24 protein-coding genes and 2 tRNA genes are annotated in these 24,689 nt (G+C 43.1%); 21 read left to right on the forward strand and 5 right to left on the reverse strand.

Translation table 11 applies throughout. The features are described 5' to 3' along the window. Nucleotides 1-5: 5 nt before the first annotated feature. Complete coding sequence (locus tag ABS301_RS12070) at nt 6-1,664, reverse strand: DUF4091 domain-containing protein (RefSeq protein ID WP_349672458.1); 1,659 nt, start codon at nt 1,662-1,664, stop codon at nt 6-8. Nucleotides 1,665-1,899: 235 nt separating this feature from the next. Between ABS301_RS12070 and pth the strand changes: the two genes are divergently transcribed. The 5 genes from pth to ABS301_RS12095 all read left to right on the forward strand — a co-directional run bounded on the left by pth (nt 1,900) and on the right by ABS301_RS12095 (nt 7,237). Then, nucleotides 1,900-2,466: an aminoacyl-tRNA hydrolase gene (gene pth / locus ABS301_RS12075; RefSeq protein ID WP_349672459.1), complete on the forward strand. Its 567-nt coding sequence runs from the start codon at nt 1,900-1,902 to the stop codon at nt 2,464-2,466. Nucleotides 2,467-2,475: 9 nt separating this feature from the next. Beyond that, nucleotides 2,476-6,012 (forward strand): transcription-repair coupling factor, encoded by a 3,537-nt coding sequence (mfd, locus tag ABS301_RS12080; protein WP_349672460.1) that lies wholly within the window; start codon nt 2,476-2,478, stop codon nt 6,010-6,012. Nucleotides 6,013-6,156: 144 nt separating this feature from the next. Then, nucleotides 6,157-6,342 (forward strand): hypothetical protein, encoded by a 186-nt coding sequence (locus ABS301_RS12085; RefSeq protein ID WP_104433531.1) that lies wholly within the window; start codon nt 6,157-6,159, stop codon nt 6,340-6,342. Between the two features lie 190 nt (nt 6,343-6,532). Next, complete coding sequence (gene spoVT / locus ABS301_RS12090) at nt 6,533-7,081, forward strand: stage V sporulation protein T (RefSeq protein WP_349672461.1); 549 nt, start codon at nt 6,533-6,535, stop codon at nt 7,079-7,081. 12 nt (nt 7,082-7,093) lie between these two features. Continuing rightward, a complete protein-coding gene (locus ABS301_RS12095) occupies nt 7,094-7,237 on the forward strand; it encodes an AE-binding protein (protein WP_104433535.1) in 144 nt (47 codons plus the stop codon). 70 nt (nt 7,238-7,307) lie between these two features. On the opposite strand, the gene ABS301_RS12100 is transcribed toward ABS301_RS12095, so the two are convergent. Next, nucleotides 7,308-8,288, reverse strand: a complete 981-nt coding sequence (locus ABS301_RS12100; RefSeq protein WP_349672462.1) for a ComEC/Rec2 family competence protein — start codon at nt 8,286-8,288, stop codon at nt 7,308-7,310. Between the two features lie 157 nt (nt 8,289-8,445). Between ABS301_RS12100 and ABS301_RS12105 the strand changes: the two genes are divergently transcribed. The 12 genes from ABS301_RS12105 to ABS301_RS12160 all read left to right on the forward strand — a co-directional run bounded on the left by ABS301_RS12105 (nt 8,446) and on the right by ABS301_RS12160 (nt 18,559). Further along, a complete protein-coding gene (locus ABS301_RS12105; RefSeq protein WP_349672463.1) occupies nt 8,446-8,838 on the forward strand; it encodes a MazG family protein in 393 nt (130 codons plus the stop codon). Nucleotides 8,839-8,902: 64 nt separating this feature from the next. Beyond that, nucleotides 8,903-9,205: a non-specific DNA-binding protein Hbs gene (gene hbs, locus ABS301_RS12110; protein WP_268875600.1), complete on the forward strand. Its 303-nt coding sequence runs from the start codon at nt 8,903-8,905 to the stop codon at nt 9,203-9,205. Between the two features lie 3 nt (nt 9,206-9,208). Next, nucleotides 9,209-9,448, forward strand: coding sequence for an RNA-binding S4 domain-containing protein (locus ABS301_RS12115; protein ID WP_349672464.1), 240 nt, complete (start codon nt 9,209-9,211; stop codon nt 9,446-9,448). 90 nt (nt 9,449-9,538) lie between these two features. After that, nucleotides 9,539-9,823 carry a sporulation protein YabP gene (gene yabP, locus ABS301_RS12120; protein ID WP_104433542.1) on the forward strand — a complete coding sequence of 95 codons (285 nt, stop codon included), beginning with the start codon at nt 9,539-9,541 and terminating at the stop codon, nt 9,821-9,823. Nucleotides 9,824-9,840: 17 nt separating this feature from the next. Next, on the forward strand, nt 9,841-10,197 hold the full coding sequence (gene yabQ, locus ABS301_RS12125; protein ID WP_349672465.1) for a spore cortex biosynthesis protein YabQ: 357 nt from the start codon (nt 9,841-9,843) through the stop codon (nt 10,195-10,197). 17 nt (nt 10,198-10,214) lie between these two features. Beyond that, complete coding sequence (locus ABS301_RS12130) at nt 10,215-10,538, forward strand: septum formation initiator family protein (RefSeq protein WP_349672554.1); 324 nt, start codon at nt 10,215-10,217, stop codon at nt 10,536-10,538. 207 nt (nt 10,539-10,745) lie between these two features. Next, on the forward strand, nt 10,746-12,161 hold the full coding sequence (locus ABS301_RS12135; RefSeq protein ID WP_502877962.1) for a SpoIIE family protein phosphatase: 1,416 nt from the start codon (nt 10,746-10,748) through the stop codon (nt 12,159-12,161). A 74-nt stretch (nt 12,162-12,235) separates the two neighbouring features. Beyond that, nucleotides 12,236-13,612: a tRNA lysidine(34) synthetase TilS gene (gene tilS, locus ABS301_RS12140; RefSeq protein WP_349672466.1), complete on the forward strand. Its 1,377-nt coding sequence runs from the start codon at nt 12,236-12,238 to the stop codon at nt 13,610-13,612. Then, nucleotides 13,605-14,132 (forward strand): hypoxanthine phosphoribosyltransferase, encoded by a 528-nt coding sequence (hpt, locus tag ABS301_RS12145; protein ID WP_349672467.1) that lies wholly within the window; start codon nt 13,605-13,607, stop codon nt 14,130-14,132. The genes tilS and hpt overlap by 8 nt, the downstream gene beginning before the upstream one ends. A 12-nt stretch (nt 14,133-14,144) precedes the next feature. Beyond that, nucleotides 14,145-15,962 (forward strand): ATP-dependent zinc metalloprotease FtsH, encoded by a 1,818-nt coding sequence (ftsH, locus tag ABS301_RS12150; RefSeq protein WP_349672556.1) that lies wholly within the window; start codon nt 14,145-14,147, stop codon nt 15,960-15,962. Nucleotides 15,963-16,328: 366 nt separating this feature from the next. After that, on the forward strand, nt 16,329-18,389 hold the full coding sequence (locus ABS301_RS12155; RefSeq protein ID WP_349672468.1) for a glycoside hydrolase family 13 protein: 2,061 nt from the start codon (nt 16,329-16,331) through the stop codon (nt 18,387-18,389). A gap of 88 nt (nt 18,390-18,477) precedes the next feature. Further along, a tRNA-Tyr gene (locus tag ABS301_RS12160) sits at nt 18,478-18,559 on the forward strand. Nucleotides 18,560-18,624: 65 nt separating this feature from the next. Here the strand turns inward: ABS301_RS12160 and nox are convergent. Next, on the reverse strand, nt 18,625-19,959 hold the full coding sequence (gene nox / locus ABS301_RS12165) for a H2O-forming NADH oxidase (RefSeq protein WP_349672469.1): 1,335 nt from the start codon (nt 19,957-19,959) through the stop codon (nt 18,625-18,627). A 193-nt stretch (nt 19,960-20,152) separates the two neighbouring features. Here nox and ABS301_RS12170 point away from each other — a divergent pair. The 4 genes from ABS301_RS12170 to ABS301_RS12185 all read left to right on the forward strand — a co-directional run bounded on the left by ABS301_RS12170 (nt 20,153) and on the right by ABS301_RS12185 (nt 22,429). Next, nucleotides 20,153-20,238: transfer RNA gene (locus ABS301_RS12170), tRNA-Leu, on the forward strand. Nucleotides 20,239-20,359: 121 nt separating this feature from the next. Beyond that, on the forward strand, nt 20,360-20,767 hold the full coding sequence (locus tag ABS301_RS12175; protein ID WP_349672470.1) for a MarR family winged helix-turn-helix transcriptional regulator: 408 nt from the start codon (nt 20,360-20,362) through the stop codon (nt 20,765-20,767). Nucleotides 20,768-20,852: 85 nt separating this feature from the next. Next, nucleotides 20,853-21,683, forward strand: a complete 831-nt coding sequence (locus ABS301_RS12180) for an alpha/beta fold hydrolase (RefSeq protein WP_349672471.1) — start codon at nt 20,853-20,855, stop codon at nt 21,681-21,683. Nucleotides 21,684-21,760: 77 nt separating this feature from the next. Further along, entirely contained in the window at nt 21,761-22,429 is a 669-nt protein-coding gene (locus ABS301_RS12185) for a zinc-ribbon domain-containing protein (RefSeq protein ID WP_349672472.1), read from the forward strand. A 74-nt stretch (nt 22,430-22,503) separates the two neighbouring features. Here ABS301_RS12185 and ABS301_RS12190 read toward each other — a convergent pair whose 3' ends face one another. Beyond that, entirely contained in the window at nt 22,504-23,868 is a 1,365-nt protein-coding gene (locus tag ABS301_RS12190; RefSeq protein ID WP_349672473.1) for a HAMP domain-containing sensor histidine kinase, read from the reverse strand. Then, entirely contained in the window at nt 23,865-24,584 is a 720-nt protein-coding gene (locus ABS301_RS12195) for a response regulator transcription factor (RefSeq protein ID WP_349672474.1), read from the reverse strand. The genes ABS301_RS12190 and ABS301_RS12195 overlap by 4 nt, the downstream gene beginning before the upstream one ends. Nucleotides 24,585-24,689: the final 105 nt, after the last annotated feature.

The following is a 24,689-nucleotide window of genomic DNA, read 5'->3' on the forward strand; positions in this document are numbered from 1 at the left end:
CTTTTTTAAATGAATTGTTTTAACATACGGTTTATTTTATTTCTGACTGAGATTAGATAGGTTGCTGATTTCGGATACGTCTTAAATGTGATTGGTTCTGATAAGTCCTCTTCTAAAAGATCGATTACGGCTTCTCTGCCAATGTACTGTTCCAGCAGCTTTAATGCTCTGTGATCCTGTATGGCTTCATATAAAACCATCAGCCGTAAGGACTCTTCCGGCTGTCTGTCCGCTCCCGGATAAACTAAAAATGCATCTCCGGACGGGAAGCTTCCCCCGCTGTCTGTAACCAGGTAAGGGTTGATGTGCTCCAGGGAATATTCGGAATTATAAAAGTTAAAGCCCCAGTGCAGGATACCTTCCATTCCAAATTTATATACCTGAATCCCATAGATGCGGTTCCTTTCTGAAGGCATTGCCATAAAGCGGTTGGCAACATCAACACACTGAGCAGTGCAATAGTAGCTCCATAAATGAGGGACACTGTGGTTTAAAAATGGTTCTATGTGGTCGGTAGCACAAGCAGGCCTTTCTACCAGGCCGGATTCATAAAAAGAATAATCAGATAGTGCATCGATCAGTTTACAGCCCTTTAAGTGTTCCGTAACGGATTCTCTGGCCGCAGCATAGGAGTTAAAATTGGCGGGTTTTGGCTCATCGGATATATGAAACCAGGTATCATCTAAGATATCAAGAAGCTTTAATTCCTTTTTCAGTGCAGGAAGAAACTGATTAAGGAAAAGGGTGTAGTCCCCTAAGGCAGGGGTGTGCCAGCCAAACCGTTTGATTTCCTCCCCGTTGGTTTTGACCAAAATTTTAGGTGCAGATTCTGCGCCCCATTGAGTAAAAAGATGAGCCATTTCAAAATATCTGATTCCAGATGCTCTGCAAATTGACACCCATCTACGCAACCTGGTGAAATCAAACTGGTAAGTACCGTTCTCTTCCATGATATCCACCAGCTGAATGGTTGTCCGCTCTCCGCCTCTTGCCGTATCAAGGGGTGGAGTGAAGATTGGTGTGAGTATCATATTCATTCCTCTTTTTGCATAAAGAGAAATAAAATGTTCCAGAATAGTCCAATGTTCCTCAGAAAAAACGGGGACATGATAATAATCAGCCAGGCAGTCTCCATGAAACCACTGGGTGTGAATCAGTTCCTGACTGGGCAATGAGGCTGGTATGATTTCCAGTGTGGCTGTAACGGATGCAGCAATTGACTTCTCCGAATTGATCAGTGAAACTGTAATTGGAAAGATACCTGGGTTAATTTCGCTGGTGAGAGAAACCTCCACCCACAGGCTTTGCCATTTGCCGGGTACCAGAATGAGACTGTCATGATCCAGATTCCTAAGAAGATCCGGATAAAGGCCGGGACTGTGTCGGAGATAATTACTGTCCCGCTTTTCATGGGCAGGGTAAGCGGAGGGGACTGAAATTACCTGTCTGATCTGTATGTATTTTTCCAGAGGGGAATCGATGGAAACCTGGAGCACTTCCTTCTCTTCACCGGAAAAGGCGCAGGCAGTCTGAAAAGAAACCGTTTCCCCATAAAGACCGGTAAGGCGGCAGCATTCCGGATAAAATAAGGGCTCTTCATCAGTAAATACTTTAGTTAATGAGCTTAAAAGAATCATGCGGTAAGTATTATTTGTTTGTTCCATGTCAGGTTCCTTTCTTAAATACCTACATTATAACTTTCTGTCAGGTTGATTTCAATGGAATAAAATTATTCTGTGATTCTGCCTTTACATCCTTCTTTTAAACTGTTAAAATTAGAGGAATCGCGTTAGGTGCCCCCACATGGGAAATCTAACGCTTTTCGGGCGTTCATAAAACTCCATGATCAGTCATGAAATGCAACTGCTGTTAATATAGACAATAATAAGGAGAATCATCATGTACATCATCGCAGGATTAGGTAATCCAACTAGAGAATATGATAAAACAAGACACAACGTGGGTTTTGAGGCTATTGATGTTCTGGCGGACAAACTGGGAATCCGCGTGACGGAAAAGAAGCATAAAGCAATCTATGGTATGGGAATGGCAGGATATCAGAAGGTCATTCTTTCAAAACCCCAGACTTATATGAATTTAAGCGGAGAGAGCATCCGCTCCATGGCTGACTTTTATAAGGTAGAGCCGGAAAATGTTATTGTGATCTGCGATGACATCAACCTTGTGGAGGGACAGCTTCGGATTCGTCTGAAAGGAAGTGCCGGAGGACATAATGGATTGAAAAACATCATACAGCACTTAGGAACCCAGGAATTCCCAAGAATCAGAGTTGGAGTGGGTGAGAAGCCTAAAGAAATGGATCTGGCAGACTATGTCCTTGGACGTTTTCCAAAGGAGCTGGAGTCTGTTATGGCGGATGCTTACCTGGCGTCAGCAGAGGCAGCAATTATGATGGTGGAAGACGGAGCCGAAAAGGCGATGAATTATTTCAACAGGAAGAAATAAGGAGATTTCATGAACGATCTATTTGAGAAACCATTAAGGGAACTAAAGGATTTTGAAGGTCTTTGCTCTGATCTGAAAAAGAAGGCCGGACCAGTCATGGCAAGCGGCTGCATGGATTCCCAGAAAGTTCATCTGATGTATGAAGCGGCAAAACAGGCAGGTCTTAAACTGGTAATCACCTATGATGATACCAGGGCAAGAGAGATCTATGAAGACCTTCGCTTTTTTGATTCCGATACGTGGCTTTATCCGGCAAGGGACTTGCTGTTTTTCAATGCAGATATCCATGGAAATCTGCTGACCAAGCAGCGAATGGAGGTCTTCCGTCATTTAATGGAACAGTCCTCCGGGTGGGTGGTGACGACCTTTGATGGTTTGATGGACCACCTTATGCCTCTAGCTGATTTAAAGAAACAGGCACTTTCCGTTGAGAACGGTCAGATTATTGATGTAGAATTGTGGAAAAAGCAGCTTACCCAGCTGGGATATGAACGGATGGGTCAGGTAGATGGAATGGGGCAGTTTTCCATCCGTGGCGGCATCATCGATATTTTCCCCTTAACAGAAGAACTTCCTGTCCGTATTGAACTTTGGGACAATGAGGTGGACTCCATACGAACCTTTGACTTAGAAAGCCAGAGGTCCATAGACCAGCTTGATGAAATCTGTATCTATCCTGCCACAGAGATGGTTCTTACATCCCAACAGATTAATGACGGAGTAGAGGAGCTTCAAAAGGAGCTGAAAAAATATGAAAAGGATCTGCGGGCTCAGTCAAAGATTCAGGAAGCCGCCAGAATCCGGTCCATTGTATCAGAACTGATAGAAGGCTTAAAGGAAGGCTGGAAGCAGCACGGACTTGATGGCTATATTCAGTACTTCTGTAAAGGAAGCGTATCTTTCCTTGATTATTTTTCTCCTGAAAATACAGTCTTTTTCTTAGATGAACCAGAGCGGTTAAAGGAAAAGGGAGAAACTGTTGAGATGGAATTCAGGGAAAGCATGATTCACCGTCTGGAAAATGGTTATCTCCTTCCAGGGCAGACGAATCTTCTTTATCCGGCAAAAGAGATGTTAGCCAGAATTCAGATGAAGAGCGGAGTGTATTTAACCGGTCTGGAACAGAAGCTGTCAGGCTTCGTGGTGAAAAACCGCTATAGTTTTCAGGTAAAGAACGTTAATTCCTATCAAAACAGTTTCGAACTTCTTATTAAGGATTTAACCAGATGGAAACGGGAGGGATACCGGGTCATTCTACTGTCTGCCTCCAGAACCAGGGCCAGCCGTCTGGCAGGGGATTTAAGAGAATACGAATTACGCGCTTATTGCCCGGACGATCAGGATGGGGAGCATGAGGTGAAGCCGGGAGAAATTCTGGTGACCCACGGCAACATACACCGGGGGTTTGAATACCCCATGATTAAATTCCTTGTGATTACCGAAGGTGACATGTTCGGTGTGGAGAAAAAGAAACGTAAACGGAAAAAGACGGTCTATGAAGGTACCAGAATCCAGAACTTTTCTGATCTCGCTGTTGGCGATTATGTGGTTCATGAGGATCATGGTCTTGGTATATACCGGGGAATTGAAAAAATTGAACAGGACGGGGTAATCAAGGATTACTTAAAAGTGGAGTATGCAGAAAACGGCAATCTTTATCTTCCGGCTACCAGGCTTGACGGGATCCAGAAGTATGCCGGTGCGGAAGCCAAGAAACCAAAGCTGAACCGTCTTGGAGGAGATCAGTGGAATAAAACAAAAACCAGAGTTAAGGGTGCTGTAAAAGAGATAGCCAAGGATCTGGTTATGCTCTATGCAGCCAGACAACAGACTCACGGATTCCGTTACGGTGAGGATACCGTCTGGCAGAAAGAGTTTGAAGAGATGTTTCCCTACGAAGAGACTGAGGATCAGTGGGATGCAATCGAATCCACTAAAGCAGATATGGAGAGCGGCAAAATTATGGATCGCTTAATCTGTGGAGATGTGGGATATGGTAAAACTGAGATTGCACTGAGAGCGGCCTTTAAGGCGGTTCAGGAAGGAAAACAGGTGGTCTACCTTGTTCCCACCACGATTCTGGCCCAACAGCATTATAATACCTTTGCACAGAGAATGAAGGACTTTCCGGTACGGGTGGATTTAATGTCCCGGTTTAAGACCTCTGCCCAGATTAAGAAAACGGTGGAAGACTTAAGAAAAGGAATGGTGGATATTGTGATAGGCACCCACCGGGTATTATCCAAAGATGTGCAGTTTAAGGATCTGGGTCTTTTGATTATTGATGAAGAACAGCGTTTTGGAGTTGCCCATAAAGAGAAAATCAAGCAGTTAAAGGATAATATTGACGTTCTTACCCTTACGGCCACCCCAATCCCAAGGACTCTTCATATGAGCCTTGTTGGAATCCGGGACATGAGCGTTCTGGAAGAGCCGCCTGTTGACCGAATGCCCATACAGACTTATGTAATGGAGCATAATGACGAAATGGTCCGGGAAGCGATCCACAGGGAACTGTCAAGGGGAGGACAGGTCTATTATGTATATAACCGGGTTAACAACATTGATGAGATTGCAAACCACATTGCAAAGCTGGTTCCGGAGGCAGTGGTTACATTTGCCCATGGACAGATGCACGAGCATGAACTGGAACGAATCATGTTTGATTTTGTGAACGGCGAAATTGATGTTCTGGTATGTACCACAATTATTGAGACAGGACTTGATATTTCCAATGCAAACACCATGATTATTCAGGATGCGGACCGCATGGGACTTTCCCAGCTTTATCAGTTAAGAGGCCGGGTGGGACGTTCCAGCCGTACTGCATACGCATTTCTCATGTATAAACGGGATAAAATGTTAAAAGAAGAGGCAGAGAAGCGTCTTCAGGCGATCCGGGAATTTACAGAGCTTGGTTCTGGTATCAAAATTGCCATGCGGGATCTGGAAATAAGAGGAGCTGGCAATGTTCTGGGTGCAGAGCAGCATGGACATATGGAAGCGGTGGGTTATGACCTTTACTGCAAACTTTTGAATCAGGCAGTTTTGGAACTGAAGGGCGAGAGAAAAGAAGAGGACACCTACCAGACCCTGGTGGACTGCGATATCGATGCCTATATTCCAACCTCATATATTAAAAATGAATATCAGAAACTTGACATCTATAAGCGAATTTCTTCCATTGAAAATGAAGAAGAACATCTGGATATGCAGGATGAACTGATGGACCGTTTCGGCGAGATGCCAAAGCCAGTTGAGAATCTTCTTAAGGTTGCGGCATTAAAGGCCCTGGCACACAGCGCCTATGTGACCGAGGTAAATATTAACCGCCAGGAAATCCGGCTTACCATGTACAGGAATGCAAAGCTTAAGGTAGAAGGGATTCCTAAGATTATTGAGCAGTACAGGGGAGATTTAAAATTCCATATGGGAGAAGAGCCCAAATTTGCCTACCTTGACCGGAAGAAAAATGCAACAACAGATGCCATGATAAGCCAGGCTGAGATCATCTTAAAGCAGATTAGCGAATTATCTGATAAATAGAAAAAAATAGAAAATATAACTAAAAAAATAAGGCTTGTCTGGTTGATTTTTCGGCATTTTGTGATATACTAATAGTAGAAGATGGGATTAAGTCCCGGATGCTTTCTTACTTCAATACATTTGTTTCGAAGAAAGGTGGTAGCTATGGACGTTTTAGGTATGTATCTTCTCCAACGAGTATCAGATGAATTAACCATTCAGCGCTATGGTTCTTTTGAAAACAGGTTTGTGTCCCCTGTTCCCGATAATCCGGCAGCAAAAGTGGCACACGAGGCGTATATAACCTCTTCAAAAGAAGTTCCCCATCGTGTCAAACAAGGTGATTTTTAATCTGGGTATGGAACATCCCACTTCTTAAAATTTCATAATTTACTAATTAAAAATCAGGGTTGGACTTTATTAAAAGTCTGGCCCTGATTTTAAAATTTGGGAAAAATGGCAGACTTAAGTATAATCTGGTGTAATCGATGCAAAATAATATCAGTGATATAAAAATGCACAAGATGGAGGAACATTAAATATGAAAGCAACTGGTATTGTAAGAAGAATTGATGATCTTGGACGCGTGGTAATACCAAAAGAGATCAGACGAACACTCAGACTCAGAGAAGGAACTCCGCTTGAGATATTTACAGACAGAGAAGGCGAAATTATATTAAAAAAATATTCTCCTATGGTAGAGCTTACTGCGTTTGCTTCCCAGTATGCGGAAGCCATGGCACAGACTACCGGACTGACCGTATGTATCAGTGACCGGGATCAGATTATCGCTGTGGCTGGCGGATCAAAAAAGGAGCTTCTCCAAAAGACCATCAGCAAGCAGCTGGAGACGATCATTAATGAGCGTACAGTTATTGTGGCAGGAAAAGATGATAAAGGATTTACTGCATTGACAGGAGAGACCCTGGAGGGCATCACGGCTCAGGTAGTGGCACCAATTATTTGTGAAGGAGATGCCATTGGAGCAGTTGCACTTTTAAGCAGAGAGCCAAGAGCGCGCTTTGGTGATATGGAGACAAAACTTGCGACAACAGCTGCCGGATTTTTAGGCCGCCAGATGGAAGGTTAAGGAGGTGAGAATATGAGGATTTTTATGCCCGAAGAGGATGACTACAGTGATGGCGATATCCCGGAGATTGATACGGACCCTTACAAAGACGGTTTTTATGTAGAACCACTTCCAGAATCAGAAAGACCAAGAAGAGATGGTCCTGGAGGGGATTAATACAAAAAATACGCAACTAAAAACGGCAGCCAGAAATTAATAGGGCTGCCGTTTTGATGACGGTTCGTGATCAGTTGATGGTCTGATCGCCATCCTTAATACAATAATTAACCTTTACACCCAGCTCTTCCATCCATTTTCTGGTCTCCAGGGTTTTCCAGTCACCGCTTCCAATACCGCTGCCATTATCATTATTCCACAGCCAGAGGGGACATGGCCATAAAGCGATCTGGGGTTTAATGGCTGCGTATACTTCCCGGCTTACGCCATACTGGCCATGGTGGGACATCTGTACAATATCGCTTTTTAAATCAGCTGCGCTTGTCTCTTCCAAGAGGAGTTTTCCTGCCTCAGGCCCCATATCTCCCAAAACAAGAATGCTTACATTATTTAAAAAGAATTTGTACGCAACAGAGCTGTTGTTTACTGATGTTACATCAAGCAGGTAGGGGTTATTCAGTACTTTGGCCTTGATTGAGCCTACCTGGATCTCATCTCCCTTTTTCACGGTATGGAGACTTGCCGCCGGGAGTGTAGACAAGGCAGAACGTAAATCTGTTACCAGCAGAGACCGGGAGGACTCTACCTTATCATACCAGGACTGGTCTGCCAGAGAGTAGTAAACATTGTCAATTGTAATCTTACGATCTGGATTATTTAAAATTTTAACCAGTGCTCCCACGTGGTCAGAGTGGGGGTGGGTGACAAACCAGGCAGAAACATGTCCGCCTTTTGAACGGATTACATCACTTAAATGATCCGCATCAATATCCCAGCCGCCGTCAATAACTACCAATGATCCGTTCTTATCCTGCAAAACCATGGAAAGCATCTGACGGTTGTCATAATCTGCAAGAAGGGAAAGGCTCCCTCCGTTAAAGAGCTTGCTGCCAGGGCCGATATTTAAGGAAGGACCAATGCCCATACGTACGGCTGTCAACTCATCCGCGGTACTTCCGGGCGTTACTATTTCAGGTGTAAATGCACTTAAAACGATGTTAATAAACAGCACGCAGGCGGCTATTTTTTTCCATATACTAAACTGTTTCATGTTAACCTCCGGTTTTATTTAACTGCACTTATTATAATAGAATCAAGGGATTTTTAACAGGGGTCCGGGACAAATGTCAGAAAAACGTCAGAATTGGAAACAGATTCCCCGGTTTGTTCCGGTATATGTTATAATCTGAAAAAAGGAGGTTCCGTGCATGTATACTTTTAAAGATTTAGTAGATATTACAAATAAACTGCGGGCGGAGGATGGTTGTCCCTGGGACAGAGAGCAGACTCACGAGAGCTTAAAAAAACATCTGGAAGAAGAGAGCCAGGAAGTATTCCAGGCAATCGACAATAAGGATATGGAGAATCTTTGTGAAGAACTTGGAGACGTTTTGTTTCAGGTAATGCTGCACAGCCAGATTGCCAAGGAAAGCCACTGCTTTTCCATTGACGATGTGGTGAATGGAATCTGTGAGAAAATGATCCGCAGGCATCCCCATGTTTTTGGCGATAAAAAGGTGATTTCGTCGGAAGAGGGAGAGGCTGTCTGGAATGCGATAAAAATGCAGGAGAAGGCTCGTGAAAAGAGCAAAAAACCTTGACAAAAACAGGAGAAACAGCTATAAATGATATAGTAATCGTGTCAACGAGAAAATCAGTAGCCTGGTGCTACATTCTAGGAGGAAGATATCAATGAACAAAGCAGAGTTAATCGCGGCAGTAGCAGAGAAAGCAGAGCTGTCCAAGAAGGATGCAGAAAAGGCAGTAAAAGCTTTAACAGATGTAATATCTGAAGAATTAGTTAAGGGCGAGAAAATCCAGTTAGTTGGCTTTGGTACATTCGAAGTATCTGAGAGAGCTGCCAGAGAAGGCAGAAATCCTAAGAGCGGTGAAGTAATGAATATACCGGCTTCCAAGACTCCAAAGTTCAAAGCAGGTAAGGCATTAAAGGATATGGTGAACGCATAATCCATGAGACTTGATAAGTTTCTGAAAGTTTCCAGGATCATTAAGAGAAGAACCATAGCAAACGAAGCCTGTGATGCAGGCCGTGTGCTTGTGAATGATAAACCTGCAAAAGCCTCCTTAAACATTAAGGAAAGCGATGTAATTGAAATACACTTTGGCACCAGTTCGGTTAAGGTAGAGGTTCTTGATGTGGCGGAAACCGTAAAAAAAGATGAGGCAAAAGAGCTTTATCGTTATCTTTAGCCTTTCACTTGATACAAAAGTTTAATTTCAGGAATATTGGAGCTCGCCTCCTAATATACTTTATACAGGTATATTAGGAGGTTTTTCTTTATGGAAGAAAAAATAAGCGTACGCCCTCACAGGCTGACAATAGATAATCGTGCTTCCAGTACGATGACTGGAATACGGGATGTGGTCTCTTTTGATGAAAACCAGGTGGTACTGGATACGGATATGGGGCTTCTGACTTTAAAGGGCAAGGATCTTCATGTCAGCCGGTTAACTCTGGAAAAGGGGGAAGTGGATTTAAACGGCACCATAGAGAGTCTTTTATATTCCTCTAACGAGGCCCTTCGAAGGTCGGGGGAATCTCTTCTGTCCAGGCTGTTTAAATAAAATCCAGAGGGAGTCATATGAGCGTTCATATCGTATATGAAGTAAAACTTCTGCTCTACAGCTTTTTTACAGGTGCAGGGCTTATGATGACATATGACCTGCTTCGAATTTTCCGTATATTTATTCCTCACTCTTATGTATTCACAGGAATTGAGGACATGATTTATTGGGTTTATGCCGCATTGGTGACATTTTCCCTGTTGTATGAACAAAATGACGGAGGATTGAGAGGATATGTCATAGCCGGGATTTTTCTTGGAATGTTTTTATATGACCGGCTGGTCAGCAGGTTTTTTTTAAAATCCTTGAAAAACCTTCAGAAATACCTTAAAATGATAATGCATAAGTGGATCCGTCCAAAGAGACGGCAGTAGGAACAACTGGTGATTGTATGAATGAGATGGGAAAGTCAAGAAGAAAAAGAAGAGATAGATGGGGCAACCGCATGACCTTGATTGGAATTACCTTTGTGGTATTCAGTCTGGCAGTGATTGTCACGATAGAAGGCGCTTCGCTCAAAGAAAAAGAACTGGAATATCAGTATCGCCTGCAGAATCTTCAGGCGCAGGTGGACAAGGAGCAAGGTCGTGCCAAGGAACTGGAAGAATACCGGGTATATGTTCAGACCAAGCAGTATGTGGAGGAAGTGGCAAAGCAGAAGCTGGGGCTTGTGAAACCCGATGAAATACTATTGAAACCATCGCAGAAGAAGTAGAATCTCTGCGGATATCCCTTGATGCCCAAAAAACTTGGACATAATTAGAGGAAACACCCTTCGGGTATCCCTTGATGTCCAAAAAACTTGGACATAATTAGAGGAAACTGTCGTACAATTTTAAAAATGAATCAGCTGTTTTGACAAAATTTTCCCTCCTGCCTGTATATAATGGTTTAAAGCATGATACAGGCAGGAGGGATTTTTGTGTTCAGACGTAAGGCGGCACATCACGATATGGCTGATGTGAATGTATATACGGCAAAGAGATTAAACGACATGGCAAATTCGCTTGGGGAACTTGCCAGAGCGTGCACAGATGAGCTGTCCGCAGAACAGGGACTTACAAAGGAAGATGGGATAGCAGCACTGGAGACTGCTGCTGCAATGGTATGCGCAGGCTGCAACAAATGTATCGTATATCCCGGTAAGGAACAGGACAACCAGTATTATCTGCAGTATTTAATTCGTGCGTTTGAACAAAAGGGAAGCGTAGATTACGGGGACATGCCCCGTTTTTTTCTGGAAAGCTGTAAAAGAAGGGAAGAATATCTGGCTCACTTAAACAGGGGGCTTGGGCGGGCGACCATGAATCTATCATGGAAGAACCGGTTTTTGGAAAGCAGGGATGCAATAATTGTTCAGTTTAAAGAACTGGCAGTGATCTTAGAAGAATTTTCCCATCAGGTGGAGCATGCCACTGACATTACACCGGAATGGGAAGAGGAGATCAAGCGGTCTTTCCGCAAAAATCATATTGTGATCGAAAAAATGCTTCTTCTGGAATATGAGAACCAGCAGAGAGAAGCCTATCTCACAATGAGAACTTTAAATGGGCGCTGCGTCACTGTCAAGGAGGCAGCAGAGATATTAGAGGATGCCATGGAAGACGGGGAGTGGACGGTGGCTCCTGACGGAAGAACTCTGGTTACCAGGTCGGCGGACACCATCCGTTTTGTTGAAAAGGGGGATTATCAGATTATCTACGGTGCTGCAAAGGCCGTTAAAACAGGAGAAGAGATTTCCGGAGACAACTATACATTTGGACAGGTTCAGCCCGGACAGGCTATTATGAGTCTGTCTGACGGCATGGGAAGCGGTAAAATAGCAGAAGAAGAGAGCAGACAGGTGATCGAGCTGACCCAGAGACTGCTGGAAGCCGGATTTTCTACCAGGGCGGCGCTGAAAATGGTAAATACCGTACTTCTTCTTACCGGACTGACCCAGCATCCGGCAACCCTTGACTTATGCTGCATCGATTTAAAGACCGGAATCATGGAGGCCATGAAGCTGGGAGCAGCGGCCACCTATATCCGCAGTGAGAGAGGTGTGGAACGCTTAGAGGCAGGCGAAGTACCCATGGGGATACTAAGTCCGGTGGAACCGGTGCTTTTATCCAAAAAGCTATGGGACGATAACCGGATCATCATGGTAAGCGACGGCGTGTTAGATGCACTTCCTGCAGATGACAAGGAGCTGATGCTTCAGGAATTTATTGCAGGAATGCCAATAAAGAATCCCCAGGATATGGCGGATCGGATTCTGCTATTTGCAAGATCATTTACAGAAAGTGCCGCCGATGATATGACGGTGCTGACTGCCGGGATATGGAAAAGAAAATAATAATTGCAACAGACATGTTTTACGGGTATATTTATGATAGAGAGGGGAGAAAATCAACTAAGGAAGGTGACTGAATGTACAAAACGATTTTAGATTATGTCAGACGGAACCAGCTGTTTGACCGGGGAGACCGCGTGATTGTGGCGTTATCCGGTGGGGCCGATTCTGTCTGTCTTCTTGTAGTTTTAAACGAAATGAAGCAGGAGTTTGATCTGGCTTTAAAGGCAGTGCATGTTCATCATGGATTAAGAGGAGAAGAAGCGGACAGAGACAGTAACTATGCCGGGGAACTTTCAGGAAAACTGGGAGTGCCCTTTTCCTGCACCCATGTAGACGCAGCAGGCTATGCAAAAGAGCATGGAATGTCTGTGGAGGAAGCAGGAAGGCATTTAAGATATAAGATTTTTGAAGAAGAAAGACTGTTATTTGGTGGAACAAAAATTGCGGTGGCTCATCACGGTGATGATCAGGCTGAGACCATACTGTACAATTTATTCCGGGGCACCGGATTAAAGGGACTTGGTGGAATGCGGCCATTAAGAGACCGGATTGTGCGGCCTCTGCTCTGTGTAGGAAGAGAGGAAATTCTTGCATATCTCAGCGAAAATGGGATATCTTATTGTGAGGATTCCACCAACAACGGGACTGAATATGCCAGAAACCGGATCAGGAAAGTGATCCTTCCCCAGATTAAGGAACAGCTCAATGCAAGGGCAGGCGAGAACATTATCCATGCAGGGTTAATGGCGGCGAAAGCAGATGCCTATCTGGAAAAACAGGCAGACAGCCTGCTGACGAATCATGGAGATTTAAAGAAAGACAAAGACGGAACCGTTTATCAGTGGGGAATCAGAACTGAAATACTCTTAAACGAGGATGACATCATAAGGGGTTATGTAATCCGCCAGATGATTAAGGGCGTCAATCAGTCCATGAAAGATATTACCATGATTCATGTGGAAAGCGCGGCAGCGCTTCTTTTTGGTCCTGCAGGCAGGCAGATTGACCTTCCCGGAGGACTGATTGCAGTCAGAACCGGAAAACAAATGTGGATAAAAAAGAAAAATGTCGAAGATCCGGTGGATAACCACCTGGAAGTTTCTCTCCCAAATGTTGATTTTTCTGTATTTTCCTACAAAAAAGGCATGGAAATTCCCAAAAACGGGTATACGAAATGGTTTGATTATGATAAAATCAAATGTGCACTTTCTGTGAGGTATCGGGAAACCGGAGATTACATGACGCTGGCCGGGGGCGGAAGAAAGACTTTAAAGTCTTATCTGATCGATTCCAAGGTTCCCAAAGAGGAGCGTGGAAAAATTCCGCTCGTAACGGAAGGTTCCCATGTCCTATGGGTAATCGGATACCGGATCAGTGAATACTATAAGATAACAGATGATACCCATACAGTAATACAAATGCAGCTAGACGGAGGAAAAGTTAATGGATGACAAGATACGTGTAATGTTATCAGAGGAAGAGATAGCAACGAGAATTAAGGAAATAGCAGAAGAGATCAGCAGGGACTATGAGGGAAAACCTCTTCACCTGATTTGCATTTTAAAGGGAGGCGTTTTCTTTACCTGCGAACTGGCAAAACGGATTAGTCTGCCGTTAACCATGGACTTCATGTCTGTTTCCAGCTATGGATCCGGAACCGTATCAAGCGGAATCGTGAAAATCATCAAAGATTTGGATGACCCAATTGAAGGCAAGGACGTATTGATTGTGGAGGATATCATTGATTCCGGCAATACTCTTTCTTACTTAATCGAGGTGCTGAAACAGAGAAATCCAAACAGTGTTGAGTTATGTACCCTGCTTGATAAACCGGAACGACGGGTGAAGAAACAGGTTGAAGTAAAGTATACCTGCTTTACCGTACCGGATGAGTTTATCATCGGTTATGGTCTTGACTACGATCAGATATACAGGAATTTGCCATATATTGGAGTGATAGAACAGCAATAAGGAGGCAGCATGTTGAAACAACAGCAACCATTTAAAGGCTTGGGATTCCTGCTCCTTCTGGCTATAATGCTATTATTTGCCAGCAGACTGCCCCAAAAGAGCGGAATCATTACAAACCAGGAACTCATGCAGGCGATTGACAATGGGACCATAACCTCAGCGACAGTCAGACAGAACGATCCGCCGCCAACCGGCAGAATCGAGATGGTCATGACTGACAATTCATTAAAGCAGGCCAATGTATCCAATGTGATTGAGATTCAGGATCTTCTGGACCGGAATGGAATTACCTACACAGTGGATGCAGTCCAGAAAGAGAATCTTTTTCTTGTCATAACCTTACCCATTATTTTAACGGCAGTAGCCCTGGTTTTTCTGTTTATGTTAATGAATGCCAGAGCCGGAGCCGGCAGCGCCAATGCCAAGATGATGAATTTTGGAAGAAGCCGTGCTCATCTTGCAAAGGATGCCAATAAAATAAACTTCAGCAAGGTAGCCGGACTGGAAGAGGAGAAAGAGGAACTGGAGGAAGTGGTAGACTTCTTAAAGAATCCTCAAAAATATACCGGTGTGGGAGCCCGAATTCCCAAGGGAATTCTTTTGGTAGGACCTCCCGGAACAGGAAAAACCCTTCTTGCTAAAGCAGTAGCTGGAGAAGCAGGCGTACCGTTCTTTTCGATTTCCGGTTCGGATTTCGTTGAGATGTTTGTGGGCGTTGGTGCATCCCGTGTCAGAGATTTGTTTGAAGAGGGAAAGAAGCACGCACCGTGTATCATCTTTATCGATGAGATCGATGCAGTTGCACGCCGAAGAGGAACCGGAATGGGCGGCGGCCATGATGAAAGAGAGCAGACATTAAACCAGCTTCTCGTTGAGATGGACGGTTTTGGAATCAATGAAGGAATCATCGTAATGGCAGCTACCAACCGTGTGGATATTTTAGACCCGGCTATTTTAAGACCCGGACGTTTCGACCGTAAGGTCAGCGTAGGGAGACCGGATGTGAAGGGAAGAGAAGAGATCTTAATGGTTCATTCCAAGGAGAAACCTCTCGCGGAAGATGTGGACTTAAGAAGAATTGCTCAGACCACAGCCGGATTCACAGGGGCTGATTTGGAGAACCTGATGAATGAAGCTGCTATTTATGCAGCAAGACATGGGAAGAAGTATATTAATCAGTCTGATATCGATAAAGCCTTTGTAAAGGTGGGAATCGGTGCTGAAAAGAAAAGCAAGGTTATTACGGAGAAAGAAAAGAAGATTACGGCCTACCACGAGGCAGGGCATGCAATCCTTTTCCATCTGCTTCCGGATGAGGGACCGGTTCATACCATATCCATCATACCTACGGGAGTCAGTGCTGCCGGTTATACCATGCCTCTTCCGGAAAGTGATCATATGTTTAACACGAAAGGCAAGATGCTGCAGGATATTATGGTGGATCTGGGCGGAAGGATTGCAGAGGAGATTATCTTCGGTGACATTACCACAGGTGCTTCCCAGGATATCAAGCAGGCAACAGCTCTTGCCAGGGCTATGGTAACCCAGTATGGAATGTCTGATCAGGTTGGAATGATCAATTATGATAATGATGGCGATGAGGTATTCATCGGAAGGGATCTGGCTCATACCAAGAATTATGGAGGCCAGGTTGCTAATACCATTGATAATGAAGTGAAGCGAATCATTGATGAATGCTATGAGAAGGCGAAGGAAATCATTTTAAAACATGAAGATGTCCTTCATGCCTGCTGTAAGCTGCTTATGGAAAAGGAAAAGATAGGCCAGAAAGAATTTGAAAGCCTGTTCCCTGCTGTAGCAGAAGTCTGATGACTAAACTTTGATTTGAGATAAAAGCGCAGAGATCCGGTAAAATATCTAAGTTTTTGCCTGTGAATCTGCGCTTTTTTGTTGCCTGTGGAGAACGAATGAAAAAATGCATAAAAAAATATTAATAAAAAATTGATGTTTGTGCACACTTATTTTCTCAGGCGTGGTATATTAATAAACGTAAACCCCCCCAATACATTATATAGTTTTTGCTACACCCCATAAGAAACGAAATACCTTCTCCGAAAAACGGTCAGCTACCCCGCTGACCGTTTTTTATTGCAATTAAAAAAAGGCGGGGTTGTATAATTGAATCCAATCAGATAAAATGGTAATAGAGTAGATGGGAAAGGATATGAAGAATCTATGTGCTTCCAGGCAGAGGCGTTAAATTTAGATGCATTATTCACCGATGAAACTGAAAGCTTCCGGTTTCCTTCGGAACCTGAGGAAGGAGATGAAGTAGTTCTTCTTTTCCGGACGGCAGCAAATAATGCAGATTCTGTAAATTATATTGAGGCCGGAAGTCCGTCCGGTTTTGCCATGATTAAAACAGACACAGACGATATGTTTGATTATTATGAATACAGGCTGAAGGCGGGAGACTGCCCTATCCAATATTGTTTCTCAGTAACAAAGGGAGATGCGGTGTGCTATTACAGCCGTCTCGGTCCTGTCTGGCAATATCCGGATACGGGCTGGTTTACCATCGTACCGGGATTTTCCACACCTGACTGGGCGAAGGGCGCTGTGATGTACCAGATTTTCGTGGATCGTTTTTACAACGGGGATCACTCCAACGATGTGGTAAAAGATGAATATTTCTACATCGGACAAAGAGTTATGGCAGTGGATGACTGGGATAAATACCCGGATCAGTTTGATGTGGGCTGTTTTTATGGCGGAGATTTACAGGGGGTCTGGGATAAGCTTGACTATCTTGAAAATCTGGGCGTTGAAGTGATTTATTTAAATCCTATCTTTGTTTCACCTTCCAATCACAAGTATGATTGTCAGGATTATGACTATATAGATCCCCATTACGGTGTGATTGTAACGGATGGAGGAGAGGCACTGACGCAGGAGGCTTCTGATAACCGCAGTGCTACCAGATATATGATCCGCACTACGGATCGGGAAAATTTAAAGGCCAGCAATCAGTTTTTTGCCAGATTTGTGGAAGAAGTCCATAAGCGGGGCATGAAAGTGATTCTGGACGGCGTATTCAATCACTGTGGTTCTTTTCATAAATGGTTGGACGGAGAACGGATCTATGAACTGTCAGGGAACTATGAGCCGGGAGCATTTGAATCGGATAACAGTCCTTACCAGTCGTTTTTTAAATTTTTTGATTCAAAATGGCCATACAATGATTCTTACGATGGATGGTGGGGGCATTCCACTCTGCCAAAGCTTAATTATGAGGGGTCTGAGACCCTTTGCCGTTATATCCTGGATATTGCCGCCAAATGGGTTTCTGAGCCTTATAACGCCGATGGCTGGCGTCTTGATGTGGCGGCAGACTTAGGCCACAGTAGCCAGTTTAATCATAAGTTCTGGAAGGACTTTCGAAAAGCTGTAAAGGCAGCAAATCCCAATGCCATTGTCCTGGCGGAGCATTACGGAGACCCATCTGGCTGGCTTCAGGGGGATGAATGGGATACCGTGATGAATTATGACGCATTTATGGAGCCTGTCTCCTGGTTTTTAACCGGAATGGAAAAACATAGCGATGAGAAAAATTTAAAGCTTATGGGAGATGGTGAAACATTCTTTCATTCCATGAATTATCATATGAGCCGCATGATGTCAGGATCACTGTTAACTGCCATGAATCAGCTCTCCAACCATGATCATTCCCGGTTTCTTACAAGAACCAATGGAAAGACAGGCCGTACCTCAACGGAAGGACCCGAGGCTGCTTCTCAAGGGATCAGCTATGGTATATTCCGGGAAGGTGTGATGATTCAGATGACCTGGCCGGGAGCACCTGCCATTTACTACGGAGATGAGGCTGGTGTCTGCGGATGGACAGATCCGGATAATCGGAGAACTTATCCGTGGGGAAATGAAAATCTGGAACTGATTGAATTTCACAGATATATGACTGAGCTGCATCAAAGTCTTCCTGCACTGCGCATTGGTTCATTAAAATCCCTTCTTGCTGGAGATCACCTGATTGTCTACGGGCGTTTTTTAAATAATTGTATCTGTGCGGTTGCAGTGAGTAACAATATGAGTGAGCAGGAAGTTTTCATACCGGTCTGGCAGCTTGGTATGAAGGATGGTGAGACTATGTCCCGGGTTATGCTGACGTATGAGAGTGGTTATAATGTAGGTAAGATCTCATTTGCAGTGGAACATGGCTGTGTAAGGGTTTCAATGCCGCCGTTCAGTTCAGTTTTGCTGGTGGGAGACAGGGACTAAGTTGTACATTTTTGTTATAATTTTTTTAAAATACCTTGATTTTTTAACTTGTCTATGTTAAAATAACACTCGCTTGATGATAAAGCATGGGCGGATTCCCGAGTGGCCAAAGGGGGCAGACTGTAAATCTGTTATCGACGATTTCGAAGGTTCGAATCCTTCTCCGCCCATTAAAAAATAGCGATATAAAAAGACGGTGTTCCATTGGACACACCGTCTTTTTTATATCCTTAGATTATTCTGCCTGAAGCGCTGCCATGGTAAAGTAATTGTATGGCTTATTAAAATGTGGCAGGAAAAAGATATCTGTCAGCTTTAACCGGTCGATGGTTACCTGCTCCTGAATGGCAAGTGAGAACATGTGAATTGCCATGGAGATATCGTATTCGGAACACATCTGTGCACCTAAGACAATCCGTGTCTTTTTATCATATACAATCCGGATTTTGACTTTGTAATTATCATGCTGTATAAATGCAGGCTTCTGCGTATCTTCATAGTCAGCTGCAGCCGCATCATAACCCAGTTTTTTAGCCTTTTCCAATGAAATTCCAGTAGATACCATCTTCAGATTCCAGATGCAGATACCATTGGAGCCCTGAACACCGATGGATTCAAGAGGAGTACCGCAGGCATTATGTGCTGCCACGATACCGGAGCGGACCGCATTGGTGGCAAGCGCAATATAGTTGGTAGCCTGAATGGAATTATCAAATACAGTAGCACAGTCTCCGATAGCATAAACATCAGGTATACTTGTCTGCTGATGCCTGTCAACCAGATAGGCACCATTCTTAAACAGTTTAAGGTTATCTTTGCCCAGCTGGCTGTTAGGCTTAAAGCCTATTCCCAGGACTACCATATCCGCTGCATATTCATTTTTATCTGTTACAACCTTTTCTACTTTACCGTTGCCTTTCAGGCCGGTTACAGTCTCTTCATAGGCAAGTTTAATTCCGTGGCTCTCCAGATTTTGGGACATAATATCTGTAAATTCACGGTCGTAATAACCAGACAGGCAGGTGCTCATGTTGTCAATTAAAGTTACCTTCTTGCCAATCCGGTTAAATGCTTCCGCCAGTTCCACGCCGATGTATCCGGCACCCACTACCACGACATTGCGTATCATGGATTCGTGAAGCTTCTCAATCACTTCCTTGGCGTTCTGATATAATTTAACGAATTGAACATTGGCAAGATCTGTACCCTCAATGTTTGGAGAGATGGGAAGTGATCCGGAGGCAATAATCAGCTTGTCATAAGGCTGCTGATAACTCTGTCCATCTTTTCCTGTTGCGAATACCACTTTCTTTTCAAAATCAACATGATAAACGATGGTCTCTAAATAAACTTTTGCACCTTTCTGTTCAAAAATTTCTTTGCTGCAATAAAACAGCCCATCTGGTGATGTGATCTGGTTTCCGATCCATAAAGCCATACCGCAGCCTAAAAAACTGATATTGTTATTGGAATCAAATATTGTTACTTCTTTATCTTTATAATTATCTAAAATAGTGTTAATTGCAGCAGTTCCTGCATGGTTTGCTCCGATTACTACGATGCGCTCCATAAAATACCCTCCTTAGTGGATTTTTTTTCATTATATCATATCGTTAAAATAAAAACAATTACTATTATTGATAATTTGAATCTTTTTTATTTCCTTTTTCAGGATGAAATAAAGTCGAAAATAGTTGACAAGTAGGACATGATTTTGTATAATCGTTATGTTGTGCAGTGCGCAAGCATTGTATTCAGTTGTTGCCGGCGTGGCGGAACTGGCAGACGCACAGGACTTAAAATCCTGCGGGCTTAATCGCCCGTACCGGTTCGATTCCGGTCGCCGGCATAGAAAAAAGGCTGTTGTACTTTTGGGTACAGCAGCTTTTTTTAATATAATGAAATTTATGCTTGACAATACTTTTATATAAAACTATTATAGAACTATGAGAGAACAAGACATTATATCAATGCTGTCCAAAATCAGGGCGCAGGCAAATAAATTTATTACCGGTAAAATGGCGGATCATGGAGTCTGTGAATTGGCACCGTCCCATGGAGATATTATTTTTACATTACTCAATACGGAAGCAATTACGATGAAGGATCTGGCAGGTTCAATTAAAAAAGATAAATCCACGGTGACTGTTCTTGTAGAAAAACTGGTCCGTCTAGGGTATATAAAAAAGGAACGGGATGCAGGAGATAACCGGATAACCTACCTTTCCCTTACGCAGAAGGGAGCAGATTTGAGACCCATGTTTGAGGATATATCAAAAAGCCTATTTGAAACTGTATATAAAGATATCCCAAAAGAAGAGCGGGAAGCTCTGATGATATCTCTGGAAAAAATTAACGAGAATTTTAGCGATATTTAAAATATAATTTCTGCATAGCTTTTGTGGGAAATTGTATTTTTTTATTCAAATAGTTTTATATAAAACTAATTAAAAGGAGAGAGACATGGGAAAAATTTTTAGAGAGACAGTAAGTTTAAAAGGGGCAGAATTATTTTATTATGATACGAAGGGAGAGAAACCAATAATTATCTGTATACATGGAATGTATGGAAGAGCGGAAACCTGGAGTGATTTTATTGATCATTACGCGAATGGATACAGAGTAATTGCGCTGGATTTAAGAGGGCATGGACAAAGCAGTAAACCCGATGGCTATTATACCATTGATGAGATGGGAGAAGATGTGAGGGAACTTATGGAGATGCTTGAAGTAGAACAGGCAATCCTTGTGGGTCATTCCATGGGGGGAGGTATTGTGGGATATCTTGCTGCCAGGTATCAAAACATGGTTAAGGCGGTAGCCATTCTGGATAAAACCGCAAAGGGGCCTGAAAAGCACATTCCTATTTTGTCAAGTCAGGTAAAAGAATACGATGCCTTTACAAAGGAGTGGTGTGATACATTTGACACTAGAAGAGAAGCTTTGGAGTGTATAAGAATGTCCTCAGGCTCAGAACTGGAGACAGAGTATTTTGTTAATAGTTTATATGAAGATAAATCCGGATACCACTTTTTGTTTTCAAAGCAGGCGTTAGCCGCATATCGGGCGAATGAGTATAACTGGATGGATCTGCTTTCCCTGATTACATGTAAAACCTTGCTTATAAAGTCGGCAGGAGAAGGAGCTGTTACAAAACAGGACTTTAAGGAAATGGAAGCATGTTTAAAAGATGGAACTGTTTATACGATGAGTAACACAAACCATAATGTGCATCTGGCAGAAAGGGAAGAGTTCTATCAGATATTTGATCAATTTTTAGATAGCATTAATTAACAATAAAAAAGAAAGTTATGGTAATTAATAGCTTTCTTATGTATAATTAGAAGAAAACAAAAGAGGGCTGAGTAGAAATGTATTGCAGAAATTGTGGGCAGGAACTAGCGGAAGATGGCATGTTTTGTTCTAATTGTGGAACAAAGCGAGAGGGTGTAAGTGAAAATTTATATGAAGAAAGTAAGGATGATCCATCAGCAATAATTCCCAAATCAAAGAAATTTACTATGAAACAACAAACAGGTGCAATGATAATTGTATTGGCTATAGCAATTTTTGCATTAATCGGATGGCAGTATTCGTTGGTAAACAAAGCAAAGAGTCTTTACGACAAAAATGATTATGAAGCTGCGTATAATACGAAAAAATTAATTATGAACGCTGCATCTCTAGGCGATTATAAAGATAACATCGATGTAATGTATAACGTTACATTGGAGTATGACCGTTGGTTACATATCGATTCTGATGATAGATTACGGCAAGTATTTGCATGGTTTACTCTACAGAAATGCGTCGGGTATACTCTGGTTGCTCAGGAATCCGGGTGTATAGATAAAGTGGTTTACATGGCCAGTGATGTTGTTGTGTGGCTGCATGAAAGAGGTAATAATATACAGTATAGCTTAAAAGAACAGTACAAAGAAAGTAGTTTTGATTTCATACCATTGAGTGATACTGCAACAGATGAGGAAGTTGAAGATATTATTGACGTATATGCGAACCTTGTCCCAGGCAGTAATTAAAATTAAGAAAGCAGACGCTATTTTAAACAGTTAAACATCGTTTAAGATAACCTCTGCTTTTTTTATATAAGCTCCTATGGTTTTCCCGGCAAAGCAAGGGCCACCCGGCATCCCCCGCCTGTAAGGTTGGAAAAGGAGACTGTGCCGTTATGAGCTTTCAAGATCTGACGGACGATTGTTAACCCCAATCCGTGATTATCCAGTTCCACTGGTTCCCTGGGATGATTGAGACGTTTCAGCGTCTGTACTGGAAATCCGGTTCCATTATCTGTAACGGAAAGGAATGCCGTCCCAGACTCCGCGTTCAGCTGGATTGCAATATCACAGCCATCGGGGTTATGTCTTATGCTGTTCAGGATTATATTGGTAATGGCTCGCTTTATCAGCTGGCTGTCCCCTATTATAGAAATATTCTGTACATTCTCATCAATCGATAAACTCAGCGTATGTCTGGGTGAACAATTGCTGTTTAACAGTTCTGCAACAATACTGCGGATAAGAGGTGCAAGCAGAAATTCTTCTTTTCGTATGGGCTGCATGTCATATTCCAGCTTGGAGGCCAGATTCAGATCATTGATTAAAGCTTTTATTTTCTGGCATTGAATTCGTATTGTAACAGCAAGTTCCTGCTGTTTCTTATTAAGGGAATTGTCTTCTTCCATCTGTCCTGCATACCCCATAATTACAGATAAGGGAGTCCGGATGTCGTGGGAAATACCTGCAATCCATGTAGTGCGGGCATTATCCCGTTTATTCAGGGCGGACTCCTGCCGGATCAGTTGGGCTGATGCATGATTGATACCCGTGGCCAGATCTCCCAGAATCCCCTGAGCCGGCAATTCAACACGTTTCATCTGAGCTAAGTCCTCAATGCCTGTGGTCAGTTTTTTTAAAGCCAAAAACAGTCGGTAACCGAAGAGCAGGGCGAGTAATACAGCGGTAATAAGATTCAGGATTAATAGCATGGGTATGAGGATCTCTGAATTGGTCACTAATTTCATAGGGAGTTCCAGACCAATTTTCCACATGCTGTTTTTAGGGCTTCCAACTACAAAAAGTCCGCTTTCATGCTGCCAGACTTTAACTGGATAGTCTTTTAAGTACCAGCGGGATAACCCTGCCACGTCAGTCAGCTTATAATAAAGAGGCACATCAGAAGGCAGATCCGTACTCCATGCAACTGCACCTTTCTCATCTATCAGCATAGCCCATTGCTGTTTATTCTTAAGTTCCCTGGCAACGGATTCAGAAAGTGAATATATTCCTTCAGATTCCGTTAACTCTCCCGCCATCTGTGCAACGGTGTAGTTCTTTCCGTATTCACTGGCTGATTGAAACAGCCAGACAGTCAGAACTGTAAAGTTGATAATGAGCAGAAGTATGGCTGTAGTCGCAGCTGAAAGTACATATCTGGATAAGATTTTCATTAAGCTTTTCAAAATGATGTCACCCCCACCAGCTTATAACCCAGTCCACGGACGGTAATTAAAAATTCAGGGTCGGAAGGTTCTGACTCTATTTTTTCGCGCAAACGCCGAATGTGTACCATAAGTGTATTTTCATATCCATAGAGGGGGTCTCCCCATGCTGCAAGGCAGAGGCTGTCTCCAGTCACAATCTTTTCTTTATTATCAAACAATTTCTCAAGGAGAGCATACTCCTTTGCTGTAAGTGTGAAAGTTCCTTTCTCAGAAGCAATAGAGCCGCTGTTTAAATCTATCATTGTTTTACCAAGATAAAAGACAGGCTTTTCCTTTTTGTTAAACACAACTGGAAAATAGGTACGGTTTAAGACTGCATGCAGCCGCAAGATTAGTTCCCTTGGCAGAAATGGTTTGGTGATATAATCATCTGCACCCAGTCCCAGGCCCAGAAGGCGGTCCTCATCTTCATCTCTGGCAGAAAGGAACAAAACCGGAGCCGCAGAAATAGAGCGGAATTCACGCATCAGGGAAAAGCCATCGCCGTCTGGAAGAGAAACATCCAGTATTACTCCATCTGGTTTTTCAGAAGTAAACAGCAGACGAGCGTGGCTGCAGTCCGCCGCAGAAATGATCTTTTTAAAACCGCTTTGTCTTAACATGCTTCCAACCATTCTGCGAAGCTCTGGCTCATCATCAACAAGAAGCAGTTTACAGTCAAAGATATCATTCATTGCATTTGTTCCTTTCTGGGTTTTATAGCTATCATTATAACCGAATTATGAAAAAATTGAACAAAAAAACAAATGTTTAAGGTAAATGTAAGGTCACCTACAGGC

This window comes from Lacrimispora sp. (genome assembly GCF_031982545.1).
GTDB lineage: Bacteria > Bacillota > Clostridia > Lachnospirales > Lachnospiraceae > Lacrimispora.